This window comes from Pseudomonas sp. 58(2021) (assembly GCF_017491585.1).
Taxonomy (GTDB): domain Bacteria; phylum Pseudomonadota; class Gammaproteobacteria; order Pseudomonadales; family Pseudomonadaceae; genus Aquipseudomonas; species Aquipseudomonas fluorescens_BT.
The window spans coordinates 1-17,096 of the sequence record NZ_JAFGYZ010000014.1; the positions used below are offsets into that span (position 1 = coordinate 1).

Consider the following 17,096-nt stretch of genomic DNA (forward strand, 5'->3'; position numbering starts at 1 on the left):
CTCCGGAACCGCCCCGGCCGGCGGGAAGGATACCGAGCATCTGGCAGACAAAAACAGTCAGGATGAACAACATCACCAGAAATACGAACAACGCCGGGTGCCGCGAGACGAAATCGTCCGCGGGATCGCCGGCCGATTCGTACACCGTGGAAGGCTCGTCCAGCGGATTGCCGCCCAGCACCACCAGCATCGCCGCCACGCCGTCGCTGATGCCCTTGCTGTAATTGCCGGCCTTGAACGACGGCGTGATGACCTGATGAATGATCACCGAACTCTGGGCATCGGTCAGGCGATCCTCCAGCCCGTAGCCGACTTCGATGCGCAATTTGCGCTCGTCCCGGGCGACGATCAACAGGGCACCGTTGTTCTTGTCCTTCTGGCCGATGCCCCAGTGTCGGCCGAGTTCGACGCCGTAGTCCTCGATAGTGGCGCCTTGCAGGTTCGGCAACGTCACCACCACAAGCTGCTCGCCGGTCGCCTGTTCGTGAGCCTGCAACTGCTGGCTCAATTGCGCACGTACCGACGGCTCGATCATCTGCGCGTCGTCCACCACCCGCCCGGTCAGCGCCGGGAAGGTCAACTCGGCCCGGGCGCTGACGGCGAACAGCCACAGCATCAGCACCAGGCCCATTTTCAGCACACGCATGGGCATCCCCGGCTCAGAACTTCACTTCCGGGGCCTTGTCCGCGCCGGGGCTGGTGGCTTCGAAGGTCTCGCGGATCGGCAGGTCGCTGTACATCACGCTGTGCCAGAGGCGACCGGGAAAGGTGCGGATTTCGGTGTTGTACTTCTGCACCGCCAGAATGAAATCCCGGCGGGCCACGGCGATGCGGTTTTCCGTGCCTTCAAGTTGCGATTGCAGGGCGAGAAAGTTCTGGTTGGCCTTGAGGTCCGGGTAGCGTTCGGACACCACCATCAACCGGCTCAAGGCACCGGTCAGTTGATCCTGAGCCTGCTGGAACTGCTTGAGTTTTTCCGGGTTGTCGAGGGTGCTGGCATCGACCTGGATCGACGTTGCCTTGGCCCGGGCCTCGACCACCGCCGTCAGCGTGGCCTCCTCGTGTTTGGCATAGCCCCTCACGGTTTCCACCAGGTTGGGGATCAGGTCGGCGCGGCGCTGATACTGATTCTGCACCTGACCCCACGCGGCCTTGGCCTGTTCGTCGAGGGTCGGAATGTTGTTGATGCCGCAAGCGGTCAACAACGTGGCCAGCACCAGCAGGGTGGCAACCTGCAATCGCGAGCGGTAGACAGGACTGACATTCATCGGACGGGTGCTCCCTTGCACATTTCATGAATAATGAATCGCGAAACATTCTCAGCCGGCGGTTACGGCATAATCGCCCGCGCCACTGGATTGCGGCGGGCCGATGGGCTAAAAAGAGGCCCTGCGCGATCACGTCGCCGAAACTTTCGACGTACATTCGGCTGTCGTTTTCTGAATCAGCACCCGAACAACAATAGTCGCTCCCTAAATTTTGGCTGGCCGGTGTTGTAACGCCGTTTAGGCCCTTGAGAAAACTATTCATGAAGAAGCTGTGTTTGCTGGGCCTGTTCGTCAGCCTGGCCAGTCATCAGGTACTGGCCGCCACGACCCCGGTCCCCCTGGAAAACAAGGACGCGTTCATCAGTAACCTGATGAAACAAATGACCCTCGACGAGAAGATCGGCCAGTTGCGCCTGATCAGCATCGGCCCGGAAATGCCCCGCGAGCTGATCCGCAAAGAGATCGCCGCCGGCAACATCGGCGGCACGTTCAACTCGATCACCCGCCCGGAAAACCGTCCGATGCAGGACGCGGCGATGCGCAGTCGCCTGAAGATTCCGATGTTTTTCGCGTACGACGTGATCCACGGTCACCGTACGATTTTCCCGATTCCGCTGGCCCTGGCGTCGAGCTGGGACATGGACGCCATCGGCCAGTCCGGGCGCATCGCCGCCAAAGAGGCGGCATCCGACAGCCTCGACATCACCTTCGCGCCGATGGTCGACATCTCCCGCGACCCGCGCTGGGGCCGCAGCTCCGAAGGCTTCGGTGAAGACACCTACCTGACTTCGCGCATCGCCAAAGTGATGGTCAAGGCCTATCAGGGCGACACGCCGAGCGCAGCCGACAGCATCATGGCCAGCGTCAAGCACTTCGCCCTGTACGGCGCGGTCGAGGGCGGTCGCGACTACAACACCGTCGACATGAGCCCGGTGAAGATGTACCAGGACTACCTGCCACCGTATCGCGCGGCAATCGATGCCGGCGCCGGCGGCGTGATGGTCGCGCTGAACTCGATCAACGGCATCCCGGCCACCGCCAACACCTGGCTGATGAATGACCTGCTGCGCAAGGACTGGGGCTTCAAGGGCCTGGCGGTCAGCGACCACGGCGCGATCTTCGAGCTGATCAAGCACGGCGTGGCCCGCGACGGTCGCGAAGCGGCGAAGCTGGCAATCAAGGCCGGCATCGACATGAGCATGAACGACACCCTGTACGGCAAAGAGCTGCCGGGGCTGCTCAAGTCCGGCGAGATCGAACAGAAGGACATCGACAACGCCGTGCGCGAAGTCCTCGCCGCCAAGTACGACATGGGCCTGTTCAAGGATCCGTACCTGCGCATCGGCAAGGCCGAAGACGATCCGGCCGACACCTACGCCGACAGCCGTCTGCACCGCGCCGACGCCCGTGAAGTGGCCCGCCGCAGCCTGGTGCTGCTGAAAAACCAGAACGAAACCCTGCCCCTGAAGAAAACCGCGAAAGTCGCGCTGGTCGGCCCGCTGGCCAAGGCCCCGATCGACATGATGGGCAGTTGGGCCGCCGCCGGTCGTCCGGCGCAGTCGGTGACCCTGTTTGACGGCATGAGCAATGTAATCGGCGACAAGGCGAACCTGATCTACGCCCGTGGCGCCAACATCACCAGTAACAAGAAGGTTCTCGACTACCTGAACTTCCTCAACTTCGACGCCCCGGAAGTGGTCGATGACCCGCGTCCGGCCAATGTGTTGATCGACGAAGCGGTGAAAGCCGCCAAAGACGCTGACGTGGTCGTCGCAGCTGTGGGCGAGTCCCGTGGCATGTCCCACGAATCGTCGAGTCGCACCGACCTGAACATCCCGGAGAACCAGCGCGAGCTGATCCGTGCCCTGAAAGCCACCGGCAAGCCGTTGGTGCTGGTGCTGATGAACGGCCGTCCGCTGACGATTCTGGAAGAGAAAGAACAGGCCGACGCGATTCTGGAAACCTGGTTCAGCGGCACCGAGGGCGGCAACGCCATCGCCGACGTGCTGTTCGGCGACTACAACCCGTCGGGCAAGCTGCCGGTGACCTTCCCGCGCTCCGTGGGCCAGATCCCGACCTACTACAACCACCTGAGCATTGGCCGGCCGTTCACGCCGGGCAAACCGGGCAACTACACCTCGCAGTATTTCGATGACACGACCGGGCCGCTGTTTCCGTTTGGTTTCGGCCTGAGCTACACCGATTTCAGCTTGAGTGACATGGCGCTGTCGTCGACCACCCTGAACGCCACCGGCAAGCTCGACGCCAGCGTCACAGTGAAAAACACCGGCAAGCGTGACGGCGAAACCGTGGTGCAGTTGTACATCCAGGACGTCACCGGTTCGATGATCCGTCCGGTCAAGGAGCTGAAGAACTTCCAGAAGATCATGCTCAAGGCGGGCGAGCAGAAGGTCGTGCACTTCACCATCACCGAAGATGACCTGAAGTTCTACAACGCCCAGCTCAAGTACGCGGCCGAGCCTGGCAAGTTCAACGTGCAGATCGGCCTGGATTCCCAGGACGTGACGCAGCAGAGCTTTGAATTGCTTTAAGTAACACTGCGAAACCAATGTGGGAGCGGGCTTGCTCGCGAAGGCGATGTATCAGCGACATCTGTGCTGAATGACACTCCGCCTTCGCGAGCAAGCCCGCTCCCACATTAGACTTATGGAATGCTCGAAATCAGAGTTATCCGCGTCTGTCGAGCAAGTTGACCACCACCCGATCCACCCAGCCCCAGATCCGCTGCTTCACCCGCCGCCACAGCGGTCGGCGCTGCCATTCCTCCAGGCTCACCTGCTGACTCAGGCCGAAGTCTTTCTCGAAACTCGCCACCACCGCTGCCGTCAGTGACGGATCCAGCGCCTCCAGATTCGCCTCAAGGTTGAAGCGCAGGTTCCAGTGATCGAAATTGCACGAACCGATGCTCACCCAATCGTCCACCAGCACCATTTTCAGGTGCAGGAAACACGGCTGGTATTCGAAGATTTTCACCCCGGCCTTGAGCAGGCGCGGGTAGTAGCGATGCCCGGCGTAACGCACCGACGGGTGATCGGTGCGCGGCCCGGTCAGCAGCAGGCGCACATCGAGCCCGCGGGCGGCGGCCTTGCGCAGGGAGCGGCGGATTTTCCAGGTCGGCAGGAAGTACGGCGTGGCCAGCCAGATACGCCTCTGGCCGCTGTTCAGTGCGCGGAACAGCGATTGCAGAATGTCGCGATGCTGGCGAGCATCGGCATAAGCCACGCGGCCCATGCCCTCGCCCGTGTCCGGCACTCGGGGCAATCGCGGTAGGCCGAAATGCGCGTTGGGCCGCCAGGCCCGGCGATGGCGGTTGGCGATCCATTGGCGGTCGAACAGCAATTGCCAGTCGAGCACCAAGGGGCCTGTGATCTGCACCATGACCTCGTGCCATTCGCTGGTGTCGTGGCCCGGCGTCCAGAACTCATCGGTGACCCCGGTACCGCCGACCACCGCCAGACGCTGGTCGACCAGCAACAGCTTGCGATGATCGCGATAGAAATTGCCGACCCAGCGCCGCCAGTTCAGCCGATTGTAAAAACGCAATTCGACCCCGGCACCGGTCAGCCGCCGGCGCAACGTGAGGGTGAAGGCGAGGCTGCCGTAATCATCGAACAGGCAACGCACCCGCACGCCCCGCTCGGCCGCCAGCACCAGCGCCTGAACCACGGCTTCGGCGCAGGCACCCGCCTCCACCAGATAAAGCTCCAGTTCGATCTGCTCACAGGCGCGGGCGATTTCCTCAAGCATGCGCGGAAAGAACTGCGGGCCGTCGATCAACAGTTCGAAGCGGTTGCCGTCACGCCACGGGAACACTGCGCCGCGCATGTCAGCGCGCCGTGAAGATCAGCACCGCACCCACCGGCACCGACAGACTGATGGCCGACAGGCCGGCCATGTTGCGCAAGGTTTCCAGGCCCGGCAGCAGATCGAAATCCTCGGCGCTGATCACCAATGGTTCCAGCGTCACCACTTGAAAGCGTCGGTCATCAAGCCGAGTGGCGAGCAGTTCGGCGGGGTATTCATGCTGTTTGCCGTGCAGGTTGACGGTCAGCGGCAGGCGCAATTCAAGCTGCGCCCCGGGGGCCAGATCATTGATCGGGCGCAGGTCGATCTGGGTGGTGATGGTCGCTTCGGGGAATTGCTCGATCTGGAACAGTTCCTTGCGCATGCGCTCATCGCGCAGCGGGATGCCACTGTTGATCGAGTCCAGTTCGACCTCGACTTCGGCGCGGCCATCGGGATCGACCTTGCCATGCAGCACCAGAAAGCGCTGCACTTCAGAAATATTGGTGTTTTTCGTGCTGACGAACGACAGCCGCGACGACTCGCCGTCCAGATACCAGTTGGCCTGGGCCGGCAGCGCGGCGGCGCCCAGCAGCAGGCCGGCGAAGGCGTTGCACAGAGTACGGTTGAACATTGAAGACTCGTGGGGCCGATAAACCTGCACGAACCTTAACTGGCCGTGGCGTTATTGCAAGCTGTCAGTCTCTGCAAACGCTCAGGCCAACGCCTGCTGCACCTCGCCGATAGTCGATGCGAGGCTGTTGAGGTGCAGGCTCAGCACCCGCTCCACCGGCGCCTGATCCATCGGCCAGTGCAGCGCCATGCTGCCGACCAGCCGCCCTTGCGCACGGATCGGCAACGCCACCGCACGAATCAGGAACGGCAGGCGCACCGGGTATTCCCAGTAACCTTCGGTGCGCTGGCCGAAGCCCTGATGCAAGGCTTGCTCGGTGGCCTGCAATACACCGTCATCCGCCAACTGTTCGCGCTCGGCCAGACGTTTCACGTCCTGGCTGTCGAGTTCGCCGAGGCAGGCCCGGCCCATCGCCGAATGAAACAGGCTCGCGTGATGGCCGACGATCTGGCAGTTGGTTGGATAGCGCTTGCGCAACACCTGCGGGATCGCACTTTCCATCACTTCAACCCGTTCGCCGTCGAAGCACGACAGATCCGCCACCAGTCCGGTGCGCTCGCTCAGCTCCAGCAGCATCGGCGCCGCACTTTCCACCAAATGACGCTTGAAACGTTGCTGACGATCACCGAACAGCCGTTTGGCGCACAAGCGGTAGCGGCGGTCGCTGAGGCCACGATAGATCCAGCCCTGCTCCTGCAAGGTCGCGAGCATCCGAGACACCGTGGCCTTGGGCAGGGTCGTCAGGTAGTGCAATTCCTCCAGCCCCAACGCCTGATGTTCGCCGAGCAATTCGACGATGGCCAGCGCCCGTTCGACCGAGCGCACGCTGCCGGTGTCTGCCTTGCTGCCCATATGTTCGACCTCCATGGATGCGGATCAAAAATCACTTCGCCCAGCAAGATGCGGGCCGCTCAGGCCGATTGCAGGCATGCCGGCGGTCGCCGCTCGACCCAGCGGGTCAGTTGCTCATGAGCATAGGCCAGTTGCAGCACCGCCCGATCCGCCCGGGCCGGGCCGATGATTTGCAGGCCCATCGGCAGCCCGGCCGGGTTGAAACCCACCGGCACGCTGATGCTCGGCAGCCCCGCCAGGGTCGGGCCGATCACCACCTCCATCCAGCGATGATAGGTGTCCATGGTCTGCCCGCCGACGACTCGCGGCCACGGTTGCCGTGCATCAAAAGGGAACACCTGGGCGGTGGGCAACAGCAGGAAATCGTAACGCTCGAACAACTCGCTCACCGCGCGATACCACTCGCTGCGAGCGACCGATGCCTGATAGACCTCGGCAGCGGTCAGACGCAAACCGCCTTCGATTTCCCATTGCGCTTCGGGTTTGAGCAACGTCCGTTTTTGCGGGTCGGCATAAGCGGCGCCGAGGCTGCCCTGCACCAGAAAATGCCGGTGCGTGAGCCAGGTCTGCCACAGGCGTTCCATGGAAAAGTCCGGCTGGCAGGCCTCGACGTGGCAACCCAATGCACTGAAATCCGCCAGCGCCGATTCGCACAGGCTCAACACGCCATCGTCCATCGGCAGATAGCCATTGTAATCGCCAAGCCAGCCGAGGCGCAGGTCGTTGCAGTCCTGTTGCAGATCCAGCCCGAAATCCCGTGGTTCATCGGCCAGCGACAGTGGCACTCGCGCATCGTAGCCAGCCTGGGTCGAGAGCAATCGTGCGACGTCGGTGACCGTGCGCCCCATCGGACCTTCGGTGGCCAGTTGCTGGACGAACACTTCCGGCATCGGGCCGTGAGGCACACGGCCCTGGGACGGGCGGAAACCGAACACGTTGTTGAACGCCGCCGGGTTGCGCAGCGAGCCCATCATGTCGCTGCCGTCGGCCACCGGCAGCAGACGCAGGGCCAGCGCCACCGCCGCCCCGCCGCTGCTGCCGCCGGCTATCAGGCCCGGATCGTAGGCGTTGGTGGTGGTACCGAACACGCTGTTGTAGGTCTGCGAGCCGAGGCCGAATTCCGGGACGTTACTCTTGCCGATGATGATCGCCCCGCAGTCGCGAACCCGCGCCACGCTGATCGCATCGTGCTGCGGCACTTGCTCGGCGAACAGTGGCGAGCCGAGGGTCGTGCGCAATCCGGCAGTGGCCGCCAGGTCCTTGATCGCCTGGGGCATGCCGTGCATCCAGCCTCGGGACTCGCCGCGATCCAGTTGCCGGTCGCATTCATCGGCCTCGCGCAGCAGCACGTCTTGCGGGCGCAGCGAGACCAGCGCGTTGACCGCCGGATTGAAGCGGTCGATGTGCGTCAGATACGCCTGCATCACCTCGCGGCACGACACCTTGCGGGCATGGATCGCCCGGGACAGCGCATCGGCGTCGAGGGCGACAATCGGATCAATGGCTAACGGACTCACGGTTTCACTCCCAGGTTGAGCGCAACGGGTTTCTTCGCACGCGGGGCCTCCTGCAAACAGTAAGTACCGAGCAGGGTCAACAGGCAAGCGAACAAGACATAGAACGACGGCGCCACCGGGGTGTTCAGAACTTTACTCAGCCAGGTGACGATCAGCGGCGCGAAACCACCGAACACCATCACCGCCACGTTGTAGGCCACCGACACGCCAGTGGAGCGAACTTCAATCGGGAACTGCTCGGCCAGCGCGGTCGGGGCCGGGCCGAAGAACCCGCCAATCGCCGTGCACAGCAACAGTTGCATCACCAGCAGGCGCTCGATCGAAGGCGCCGCCGCGACCCACATATACAGCGGGTAGACCATGACGAAGAATGCCAGGGTGAAGGCCATCAGCACCGGCCGCCGACCGAGGCGATCCGACAGTGCACCGGAGAACGGAATCACCACGGTCATCAGCCCCACCGCGAGCATCTGCACCAGCAACACCTGATCCAGCGGCAGGCCGAGGCTTTTGTGGGCGAAGGTCGGCATGTTTACCAGCACCACGTAAAACGACACCGTCGCGCCACACGCCAGCCCCATCGACACCAGCAGGCTGCGGCGATGTTCACGCAGCACTTGCCACAGGCCGGGCGCGGCGCCTTTGGCCTTCTTGCGCGCTTCAAGAAACTCTTCCGGTTCTTCCATGTGCTTGCGAATCCACAAGCCCACCGGGCCGATCAACAGGCCGAGCACGAACGGAATCCGCCAGCCCCAACTGTCCAGCGCTTCGGGGGAAAACAGATGCGTGACCAGCGCCACCATCGCCGCGCCACTGAACACCGCCAAGCATTGCCCGACCAGTTGCCACGAGCCGTACAAACCCTTGCGATGGGCCGGCGCGCTCTCCACCAGAAACGCCGTGGCGCTCGCATATTCACCGCCCGTGGCAAAGCCCTGAAGCATCCGCGCCACCACAATCAGCAAAGGCGCACCCATGCCGATAGCGGCGTAGTTGGGTGCGAAAGCGATCAGGGCGATGGACACGGTCATCAGGCGGATGATCATCTGCATCGCGGCCTTGCGCCCTTTGCGGTCGGAGTAGATGCCGAGCAGGATGCCGCCCACCGGACGCATGAAAAAGCCGACGCCGAACGTCGCCAGCGCCATCAGCAGCGAAGCGTAGTCGTCGTCGGACGGGAAAAATTGCCGGGCGATGATGCTCGCCAGAAAGCCGTAAACGATGAAGTCGTACCATTCCAGGGCGTTACCGATGACGGCGGCGACCACTTGCCGGGTGCGCGAAACGCCTGCGTTCGAAGTCTGCATGGGGATTCTCCAGAAGCTGTAGATTGACCACGCAGGCACGTGCGCACCTGCGTTCCAGCGGCAGCAAAAAGTGAAGAAATCAGGCCGGCTTGAGCCAGCTCTCGGTGAGCGCGCCCCAATACGCCGCGCCGGTCAGCAGGATGTCGTCGTTGAAGTCGTAGGCCGGGTTATGCACCATCGGCCGCGCCACGCCGTTGCCGATGAACAGGTAGGCGCCGGGGCAGCGCTGGAGCATCCAGGCGAAGTCTTCGCTGCCCATCAGTTTCGGGGTGTTGCCATCGACGGCGTCGGCACCGACCAGTTCGACACCGACCTGACGGGCGAACTCGGTTTCAGCGGTGTGGTTGACCAGCACCGGGTAGGCCGGGCGGTGTTCGAGGGTCGAGGTGCAGCCGAAGCTTTCGGCCTGGGACTCGATGATCGAGCGCACACGATGGAGGGTCTGTTCGCGGACCTCGGCATTCAGCGCACGCAGGCTCAGGCGCAGGATCGCCTGTTGCGGGATCACGTTCGCCGCTTCGCCGGCCTGCAATGCGCCGACTGTCACCACCGCCGCCTGCTGCGCATCGATGTTGCGCGCGACCACGGTTTGCAAAGCCATCACCACACTGGCCGCAGCGACCAGCGGATCCACGGCCAGATGCGGCATCGAACCGTGACCGCCGACGCCTTCGATGGTCACCGTGAGCAAGTCCTGCGAAGCCATCATCGGCCCTTCGCGAAAGCCCAGATGCCCCGCCGGCAGGCCCGGCATGTTGTGCATGCCGAACAGCGCATCGCACGGAAAGCGTTCGAGCAGGCCATCGGCGAGCATCGCCTCGGCCCCGCCCTGGCCCTCTTCGGCGGGCTGGAAAATCAGCGTCAGGGTGCCGTCGAACTGGCGGGTCGCGGCCAGATAACGCGCCGCGCCGAGCAGCATCGCGGTGTGTCCGTCGTGGCCGCAGGCGTGCATGCAGCCTTGATGGCGGCTGCTGTAGGCGACGCCGGTGTTCTCGATGATCGGCAGCGCATCCATGTCGGCCCGCAGCCCGAGTTTGCGCGTGCTGCTGCCGTTGCGCAGCACGCCGACCACGCCGGTCTTGCCGATGCCGGTGTGGACTTCATAGCCCCACTCCTGGAGCGACCGGGCCACCAGCGCCGAGGTGCGGCTTTCCTCGAAACCGAGTTCAGGGTGAGCGTGAATGTCTTGGCGGGTGGCGTGCAGGTCGCCGGCCACGTCGTTGAGCCAGGCCAGAATATGCTGATGTCGGGGCATGACGGTTCTCCTCGCGCGGGTGTTTCCCGGTCTTGTTGTTCGCTATGAATTCACGACACATCAACGGCAGGTCGTGCTCACCGCCAGATAACCGCGAGACACGCGAGAGGACAATCGAATGTGGTTCCACAGGGTGGAACCGGATCAGGGTTGCAGGCGACAGCCCTGGCGTTCGCCTTGCCACTGGGCGCTGTTGCGGCGTCCCAGGCCACTGGCGGTGACGATTTTTTGCGTGCGGTCATCGGTCAGTTCGCTGGGCAACCACTGCTTCACGTAGCCCCGGCAATACTCGGCGTCGTTGTTCATCACATAACGGCACGAACAATATTCCTTGGCGGTGTAGGCGCTGATGATGTCCGGGAAGGCCCACAGGTTTTCGCGCTCGTGCCAGCCCCAGCCCAGCAGCACGATCAGGAGCACCAGCAGGATTTGTCTGAACAGTTTCATGGCCGCACCGCCCCCAGCACACGCTTGAGCAATTCGTTGTGGCTATAGCTGCCGTCGCGATCATCGGCATAGCGAACGATCACCAGTTTTTCGCTGGGGATCACGTACAGCGCCTGGCCCCAGTGGCCGAGGGCGGCGAAGGTGTCGGGCGGTGCGTCGGGCCATGGTGAGGCGGCGCCGTCCGCCGGACGATTGAGCCACCACTGGCCGCCGGGCACGGCTTCGTCCTGATGGGCCTTGTAGCCGGCAAAGGGTTGGCGGTTGAAAGCGACCCAATCCCTGGGCAGCAATTGCCGGTCGTTCCAGCGTCCGTCACGTTCCATCAGCAGGCCGATTCGCGCCAGATCCCGTGCCGTCAGGTAAGCGTAGGAAGACGCGACGAAGGTGCCCGTGGCATCGGTTTCCCACGTGGCGTGGCGAATGCCCAAGGGATCGAAAAGCGCTGTCCACGGGTAGTCCGGATAACGTTGCGGGTCGACGATGGTTTTCAGGGCGGCGGCCAACAGATTGCTGTCGCCACTGGAATAGCGGAACGCCTGACCCGCTGGCGCGTAACTGTCGTGATCGGCAGTGAAGGCGGCCATGTCGCGGTGGCCACGGGTGTAGAGCATGGCCACCACCGAGGATTTCAGCGGGGCATATTCGTAATCTTCCTGCCAGTCGATGCCCGAGGCCCAGTGCAGCAGATCCTTGATCGTGATGGCCGGGTGTTTTTCCAGCACCGGGTAATATTTCGCGGCCGGGTCATCGAGTTTGAACAAACCTTCGCCGTAGGCCACGCCCAACACCGTGGCCATCAGGCTTTTGCTGATCGACCAGGTCAGGTGCGGGGTGTCGGCGGTGGTCGCGGCGGCGTAGCGTTCGTAGATAACCTGGCCGTCGCGGATCACCAGCAAGGCGTCGGTGCGGATGCCTTTGCGGGTGTTGTCATCGCGGGTCGGGAAGGCATAGGCCTCCAGTGCCTCGACGGCCGGGCCGCTGAGTTTCGGGCCGGTCGGCCAGTCGTCAGCCGGCCATTGTTCGGCCTGAACCGTGAAGCTGATCAGCAACAGAAACAGAAACAGGGACAGGCCTTTGAACATGGTGAGGGCTCTGGGTATGAACCAGAGAAGACTAGCCGGCGTTCATGACAGATGTGTTTTGGCTTGCCGCCAACGCCTTGGCCAGACGCTTGGCCCGTGCGCCAGCCGCCAGTTGCATGACCGATTGATCGCGTTGCCACATCGCTGCCCATTCAGAATTACCGTCACGCAGTGCCTGATCAACCTCCGGTTTGAGCCCGTCTAACTGCGCAAACAATCCGCCGAGCAACACATGCCCCGCCGGATTGTTCGGCGGCTGGCGACTGACTTCCGCGCACCCGGCCAACAGCGCCAGCAAACGCAATTGCAGCGGCTGCGGCCAGCCGCTGTCCTGACCGACGCCATACAGCCATGCAGTCATTGCGCTCAACACGTAAACGTCTTCAAGGGTGCGGAACGGTTTGACGTAGGCATCCCAACCGTCCCCGGCGAGCAGTTCGCACAGAGCCTCGTCGAGGTACAAGCGGCCATGGCTGATGTCCGGCATCAATGGCAGCGCCGGCAGTTTTTCCACTCGCACGCCGGGCTCGCCGGGGTAAACCACCGCCAGACTCAGGCGTGGTGATTCGCCGGGCTGCTCACTGCGGGCGGCGATCAGCAGCCAGTCCGCCGCATCGCCGGCAGTGACGAAATCCTTTTGCCCGGTGAGGCGCAGATCCGTGAGCCGGGTCTGCATGTCCGCCGGGCGCAGGCTGCGCTGCTCGGTCGCACACATCGCGCCGAGGCTCGGCGGCGCGCTCGGCCAGAGCATGCGCAACGCCGCTTGATACCCCACCAGAAACGCCAGCCCCGGCGTCGCCATTCGCCGCCCTCCCGCCACGGCCAGTTCGAACGGCGTCACGCTGCCCAGTTGATGCAGCAACATGGCGAAGCCCTCCGCCAGATCGGCAACGGCGGGCAGGCGTTCGCGGCATTCAAGCAGGGTCGACCAGGTCATCGGAGGCTCCTTGTGGGCTGTCATATAAGCATCACCAAACATTCATGGCGATGACACCGGGGCTACATAGCCTGACTTTGCACAACACGGCTGCATAAAGAAAGTCGATCGGCTGCAACCCATGACGGGTTCAAGGCCCGTACGGAGATTCACATGACTCAGATCGCCCGCATCAGCGACACCGGCAATGAACGCCGCCTGCAAGCCGAACGCCTGATCGGCGCCGAGGCCTTGCAGCAAGCCCAGGCCTTGCGCTTCAACGTGTTCAGCGGCGAGTTCAACGCCAAGCTGAACGGCGCGGAGCTGGGTCTGGACATGGACGACTATGATGTTCACTGCAGCCACATCGGCGTGCGTGACCTGAACACCGGGCGCCTGGTGGCGACCACCCGTTTGCTCGATCACACCGCCGCCAACAGCCTGGGCAAGTTCTACAGCGAAGAAGAATTCAGCCTGCACGGCCTCGCCGGCCTGCAAGGCCCGATCCTGGAAATCGGTCGCACCTGCGTCGACCCGGCCTACCGCAACGGCGGCACCATCGCCGTGCTTTGGGGCGAACTGGCCGAAGTCCTCAATCAGGGCGGCTACAGCTACCTGATGGGCTGCGCGAGCATTCCGATGCAGGACGGCGGCGTGCAGGCCCACGCGATCATGCAGCGCCTGCGCGAACGCTATCTATGCACCGAACACCTGCGCGCCGAGCCGAAGAATCCGTTGCCAACCCTGGATATTCCGTCGAACGTGATCGCCGAAATGCCGCCGCTGCTCAAGGCCTACATGCGCCTGGGCGCGAAGATCTGCGGCGAGCCGTGCTGGGACGAAGACTTCCAGGTCGCCGACGTGTTCATCCTGCTCAAGCGCGACGAACTCTGCCCACGCTACGCCAAGCACTTCAAGGCGGCCGTGTGATGAGCCGGCTGCGGGTGTACGCGCGGATCGCGCGAGTGCTGCTGGTGGTGACGCTGGGCTTGAGCATGGCCAGTGTCTTCGGGGTTTTCGAGCGTTTGGGTCTGGCCCATTCGATGCAACGCCGGCAGCGCTGGTCGCGGTTTTTCATGGCGCGCCTGAGCAATGCCCTGCCCTTTCGCGTGACCGTCCATGGCGAGCTGCCGAAGCAGCCGATGCTGTGGGTCAGCAACCATGTGTCGTGGACTGACATTCCGCTGCTCGGGATGCTCACACCGCTGTCGTTTCTGTCCAAGGCCGAAGTGCGCACCTGGCCGGTGGCCGGCTGGCTGGCGGCGAAGGCCGGCAGTCTGTTCATCCGTCGCGGCTCGGGCGACAGCCAGTTGATCCGCAAGCAGATGACCCGTCACCTGCAAACCGATCATCCGCTGCTGATGTTCCCGGAAGGCACCACCACCGACGGCCGTTCGCTGCGCACCTTTCATGGTCGTCTGCTGTCGGCGGCGATTGATTCCGAGGTGAAGCTGCAACCGGTGGCGATCCGTTATTTGCGCAATGGCGAGATTGATTCGCTGGCACCGTTCATTGGCGACGATGATCTGCTGTCGCACCTGATGCGTCTGTTCAGCAACGATTGCGGCGAGGTGGAAGTTCACCTGCTCAAGCCGATTGCCTGCCAGGGCCGGGAACGCGCAGCGCTGGCGTACGAAGCCCAGCAAGCGGTGCACAAAGCGTTGTTCGGCGAAGTGGCCAAACCCGCTGAACCCCGTCGCGCAGGCGAGTTGATCGCTGCCTGAACGTCATCATCTGCCTACAGCTGCCGGCCTGCGAAGTCCTGCAGTTGTGGGTAGAACAAGCGAAAGTCATCACTCAGCGGTTCATACAGACAGCGCAACTCCTGCATCGCCCCGGCCAGTTCTTCAGGCTTGCTCAGGCGCCGGGAGATCCCGCGCAGCACCTGTTCCAGCACTTCGAAATCCTGATACGAGCCCAACCAGTCATTGGCCACCATGTGCGGGGCAATCTTCGCCAGGCGCTCGGGCAACTGCCGCTCGCTGGTCAGCACGCGGTAAACGTCAGTCGTGAATTGTCCCAACGGCCGGTCGGCGTACAGCGCCCAATCGCGGGCGAGGCAATGGTCGAAGAACACGTCGAGCACGATGCCGGCGTAACGGCGGCGGGTCGAGGTAAACCGCGCCAGTGAAGCGTCGACCAACGGATGGCGATCGGTGAAGACATCGATCTGACGATGCAAGGCAATCGCCGCTTCGATCTCCGGGTCGAACTGCCCTTGCAGCCGTCCTTTGACGAAATCGCCATACAGACTGCCGAGCAGTTGACCGGGACGCTGGCCACCGAGGTGCAAATGTGCGAGATAGTTCATGGGCGCAGCTTAGCACCGCGTCCGCTTTTGTTTACACCTCACATATCGTTATAACCCGATATACCGATTTATGCGGTCGTCAGATCGAATTCATATTGGTATATCGCGAAATACCGATTTAAAGTTCGCCTCATCGCGATATAGCGCTACACACATCACGAGCACCCAGCCATGAACATTGACCTCGACGAAATAATAAAAGCCCTGGCACACCCAGTACGACGAGACATCCTCAACTGGCTGAAAGACCCGAAAGCCCAGTTTCCGGAACAGATCCACAACCACGAGTACGGCATCTGCGCCGGGCAGATCGATCAACGCTGCGGGCTGTCGCAATCGACCGTCTCCGCCCACCTGGCCACCCTGCAACGAGCAGGACTGATCAGCAGCCAGAAGGCCGGCCAGTGGCACTTTTTCAAACGCAACGAGGACGTGATCCAGGCGTTCCTCAGCACCCTCAGCAAAGAGCTCTGACCCTTAACGTCAGCCAGCCAAAAGGACTAAACGATGCCCCTCTCGCTACTCATACTCGCCTTGAGCGCCTTCGCCATCGGCACCACCGAGTTCGTCATCATGGGCCTGCTGCCCGATGTGGCGGCCGACCTTGGTGTGTCGATCCCCGGCGCCGGCTGGCTGGTCACCGGTTACGCCCTCGGTGTGGCGATTGGTGCACCGTTCATGGCGATGGCCACCGCAAAACTGCCGCGCAAGGCTGCACTGGTAGCGTTGATGGGCATCTTCATTATCGGCAACCTGCTCTGCGCTATCGCCACTGATTACAACGTGCTGATGTTCGCCCGAGTCGTCACCGCTCTGTGCCACGGTGCGTTCTTCGGCATCGGTTCGGTGGTCGCTGCCAACCTGGTGGCGCCGAACAAACGCGCCTCCGCCGTGGCTCTGATGTTCACCGGCCTGACTTTGGCCAACGTCCTTGGCGTACCGCTGGGCACCGCCCTCGGTCAGGAAGCCGGCTGGCGCTCGACCTTCTGGGCAGTGACCGTGATCGGTGTGATCGCGCTGATCGGCCTGATCCGCTTCCTGCCGGCCAAGCGTGACGAAGAAAAACTCGACATGCGCGCCGAACTGGCCGCGCTCAAAGGCGCCGGTATCTGGCTGTCGCTGAGCATGACCGCATTGTTCGCCGCCTCGGTGTTCACTCTGTTCACTTACGTCGCACCGCTGTTGGGCGATGTCACCGGTGTCTCGCCTCGCGGCGTGACCTGGACCCTGATGCTCATCGGCCTGGGCCTGACCGTCGGCAACATCATCGGCGGCAAACTGGCCGACAAGGGCCTGGCCGCGACGCTGATCGGCGTGTTCATCGCCATGGCCGTGACCTCCACCGTCCTGACCTGGACCAGCATCGCGCTGATCCCGACCGAGATCACTCTGTTCCTCTGGGCCACCGCGTGTTTCGCCGCCGTGCCGGCCCTGCAAGTGAACGTCGTGACCTACGGGCAGGCCGCACCGAACTTGGTGTCGACCCTGAACATCGGCGCCTTCAACGTCGGCAACGCCCTCGGCGCCTGGGTCGGCGGCAGCGTCATCGCCCACGGCTACGGCCTGACCAGCGTGCCTCTGGCCGCTGCCGCGCTCGCGGTCCTGGCCCTGCTGGTGACCCTGATCACTTTCCGCCAGAACGGTAATCCCGAGCTGGCCACCGCTAACTGATTCACTCACTTACTTCACGAGGGTTGTATCTC

General features: G+C 63.0%; 17 protein-coding genes. 5 read left to right on the forward strand and 12 right to left on the reverse strand.

Annotation, left to right across the window (positions count from 1 at the left end):
• A partial coding sequence (locus tag J5M72_RS17390; protein ID WP_207866631.1) for a TPM domain-containing protein occupies nucleotides 1-646 on the reverse strand: 646 nt, incomplete at its 3' end.
• 13 nt (nucleotides 647-659) lie between these two features.
• Complete coding sequence (locus J5M72_RS17395) at nucleotides 660-1,268, reverse strand: LemA family protein (protein WP_207866632.1); 609 nt, start codon at nucleotides 1,266-1,268, stop codon at nucleotides 660-662.
• Between the two features lie 260 nt (nucleotides 1,269-1,528).
• On the opposite strand from J5M72_RS17395, the gene bglX reads away from it, so the two are divergent.
• Complete coding sequence (gene bglX, locus J5M72_RS17400; RefSeq protein WP_207866633.1) at nucleotides 1,529-3,820, forward strand: beta-glucosidase BglX; 2,292 nt, start codon at nucleotides 1,529-1,531, stop codon at nucleotides 3,818-3,820.
• A gap of 136 nt (nucleotides 3,821-3,956) precedes the next feature.
• Here the strand turns inward: bglX and J5M72_RS17405 are convergent, their stop codons facing one another.
• The 9 genes from J5M72_RS17405 to J5M72_RS17445 all read right to left on the reverse strand — a co-directional run bounded on the left by J5M72_RS17405 (nucleotide 3,957) and on the right by J5M72_RS17445 (nucleotide 13,103).
• The gene (locus J5M72_RS17405) at nucleotides 3,957-5,114 is read right to left on the reverse strand and encodes a phosphatidylserine/phosphatidylglycerophosphate/cardiolipin synthase family protein (RefSeq protein WP_169429202.1); all 1,158 of its coding nucleotides are present in this window, start codon (nucleotides 5,112-5,114) and stop codon (nucleotides 3,957-3,959) included.
• 1 nt (nucleotide 5,115) lies between these two features.
• Complete coding sequence (locus tag J5M72_RS17410) at nucleotides 5,116-5,706, reverse strand: YceI family protein (protein ID WP_169429201.1); 591 nt, start codon at nucleotides 5,704-5,706, stop codon at nucleotides 5,116-5,118.
• An 81-nt stretch (nucleotides 5,707-5,787) separates the two neighbouring features.
• Nucleotides 5,788-6,558 carry a helix-turn-helix domain-containing protein gene (locus tag J5M72_RS17415; RefSeq protein ID WP_085683240.1) on the reverse strand — a complete coding sequence of 257 codons (771 nt, stop codon included), beginning with the start codon at nucleotides 6,556-6,558 and terminating at the stop codon, nucleotides 5,788-5,790.
• Between the two features lie 59 nt (nucleotides 6,559-6,617).
• Entirely contained in the window at nucleotides 6,618-8,075 is a 1,458-nt protein-coding gene (locus tag J5M72_RS17420) for an amidase (RefSeq protein ID WP_207866634.1), read from the reverse strand.
• Complete coding sequence (locus J5M72_RS17425) at nucleotides 8,072-9,382, reverse strand: citrate-proton symporter (protein WP_207866635.1); 1,311 nt, start codon at nucleotides 9,380-9,382, stop codon at nucleotides 8,072-8,074. Before J5M72_RS17425 ends, J5M72_RS17420 begins: the two co-directional genes overlap by 4 nt.
• Before the next feature lie 79 nt (nucleotides 9,383-9,461).
• Complete coding sequence (locus J5M72_RS17430) at nucleotides 9,462-10,637, reverse strand: M20 aminoacylase family protein (protein ID WP_169429197.1); 1,176 nt, start codon at nucleotides 10,635-10,637, stop codon at nucleotides 9,462-9,464.
• A gap of 144 nt (nucleotides 10,638-10,781) precedes the next feature.
• On the reverse strand, nucleotides 10,782-11,084 hold the full coding sequence (locus tag J5M72_RS17435) for an amidase (RefSeq protein WP_169429196.1): 303 nt from the start codon (nucleotides 11,082-11,084) through the stop codon (nucleotides 10,782-10,784).
• On the reverse strand, nucleotides 11,081-12,166 hold the full coding sequence (locus J5M72_RS17440; RefSeq protein ID WP_207866636.1) for a serine hydrolase: 1,086 nt from the start codon (nucleotides 12,164-12,166) through the stop codon (nucleotides 11,081-11,083). Before J5M72_RS17440 ends, J5M72_RS17435 begins: the two co-directional genes overlap by 4 nt.
• Before the next feature lie 31 nt (nucleotides 12,167-12,197).
• On the reverse strand, nucleotides 12,198-13,103 hold the full coding sequence (locus tag J5M72_RS17445; RefSeq protein ID WP_207866637.1) for an acyl-CoA dehydrogenase family protein: 906 nt from the start codon (nucleotides 13,101-13,103) through the stop codon (nucleotides 12,198-12,200).
• Between the two features lie 153 nt (nucleotides 13,104-13,256).
• Between J5M72_RS17445 and olsB the strand changes: the two genes are divergently transcribed.
• Together olsB and J5M72_RS17455 are read left to right on the forward strand one after the other, a co-directional pair.
• The gene (gene olsB, locus J5M72_RS17450) at nucleotides 13,257-14,012 is read left to right on the forward strand and encodes an L-ornithine N(alpha)-acyltransferase (RefSeq protein WP_207866638.1); all 756 of its coding nucleotides are present in this window, start codon (nucleotides 13,257-13,259) and stop codon (nucleotides 14,010-14,012) included.
• Complete coding sequence (locus J5M72_RS17455) at nucleotides 14,012-14,806, forward strand: lysophospholipid acyltransferase family protein (RefSeq protein WP_169429193.1); 795 nt, start codon at nucleotides 14,012-14,014, stop codon at nucleotides 14,804-14,806. Before olsB ends, J5M72_RS17455 begins: the two co-directional genes overlap by 1 nt.
• A 14-nt stretch (nucleotides 14,807-14,820) precedes the next feature.
• Here the strand turns inward: J5M72_RS17455 and J5M72_RS17460 are convergent, their stop codons facing one another.
• Entirely contained in the window at nucleotides 14,821-15,393 is a 573-nt protein-coding gene (locus J5M72_RS17460; RefSeq protein ID WP_169429192.1) for an ACP phosphodiesterase, read from the reverse strand.
• Between the two features lie 171 nt (nucleotides 15,394-15,564).
• On the opposite strand from J5M72_RS17460, the gene J5M72_RS17465 reads away from it, so the two are divergent.
• Together J5M72_RS17465 and J5M72_RS17470 are read left to right on the forward strand one after the other, a co-directional pair.
• Complete coding sequence (locus J5M72_RS17465; protein WP_007957866.1) at nucleotides 15,565-15,867, forward strand: helix-turn-helix transcriptional regulator; 303 nt, start codon at nucleotides 15,565-15,567, stop codon at nucleotides 15,865-15,867.
• A gap of 33 nt (nucleotides 15,868-15,900) precedes the next feature.
• Nucleotides 15,901-17,064, forward strand: coding sequence for an MFS transporter (locus tag J5M72_RS17470; RefSeq protein ID WP_207866639.1), 1,164 nt, complete (start codon nucleotides 15,901-15,903; stop codon nucleotides 17,062-17,064).
• Nucleotides 17,065-17,096: the final 32 nt, after the last annotated feature.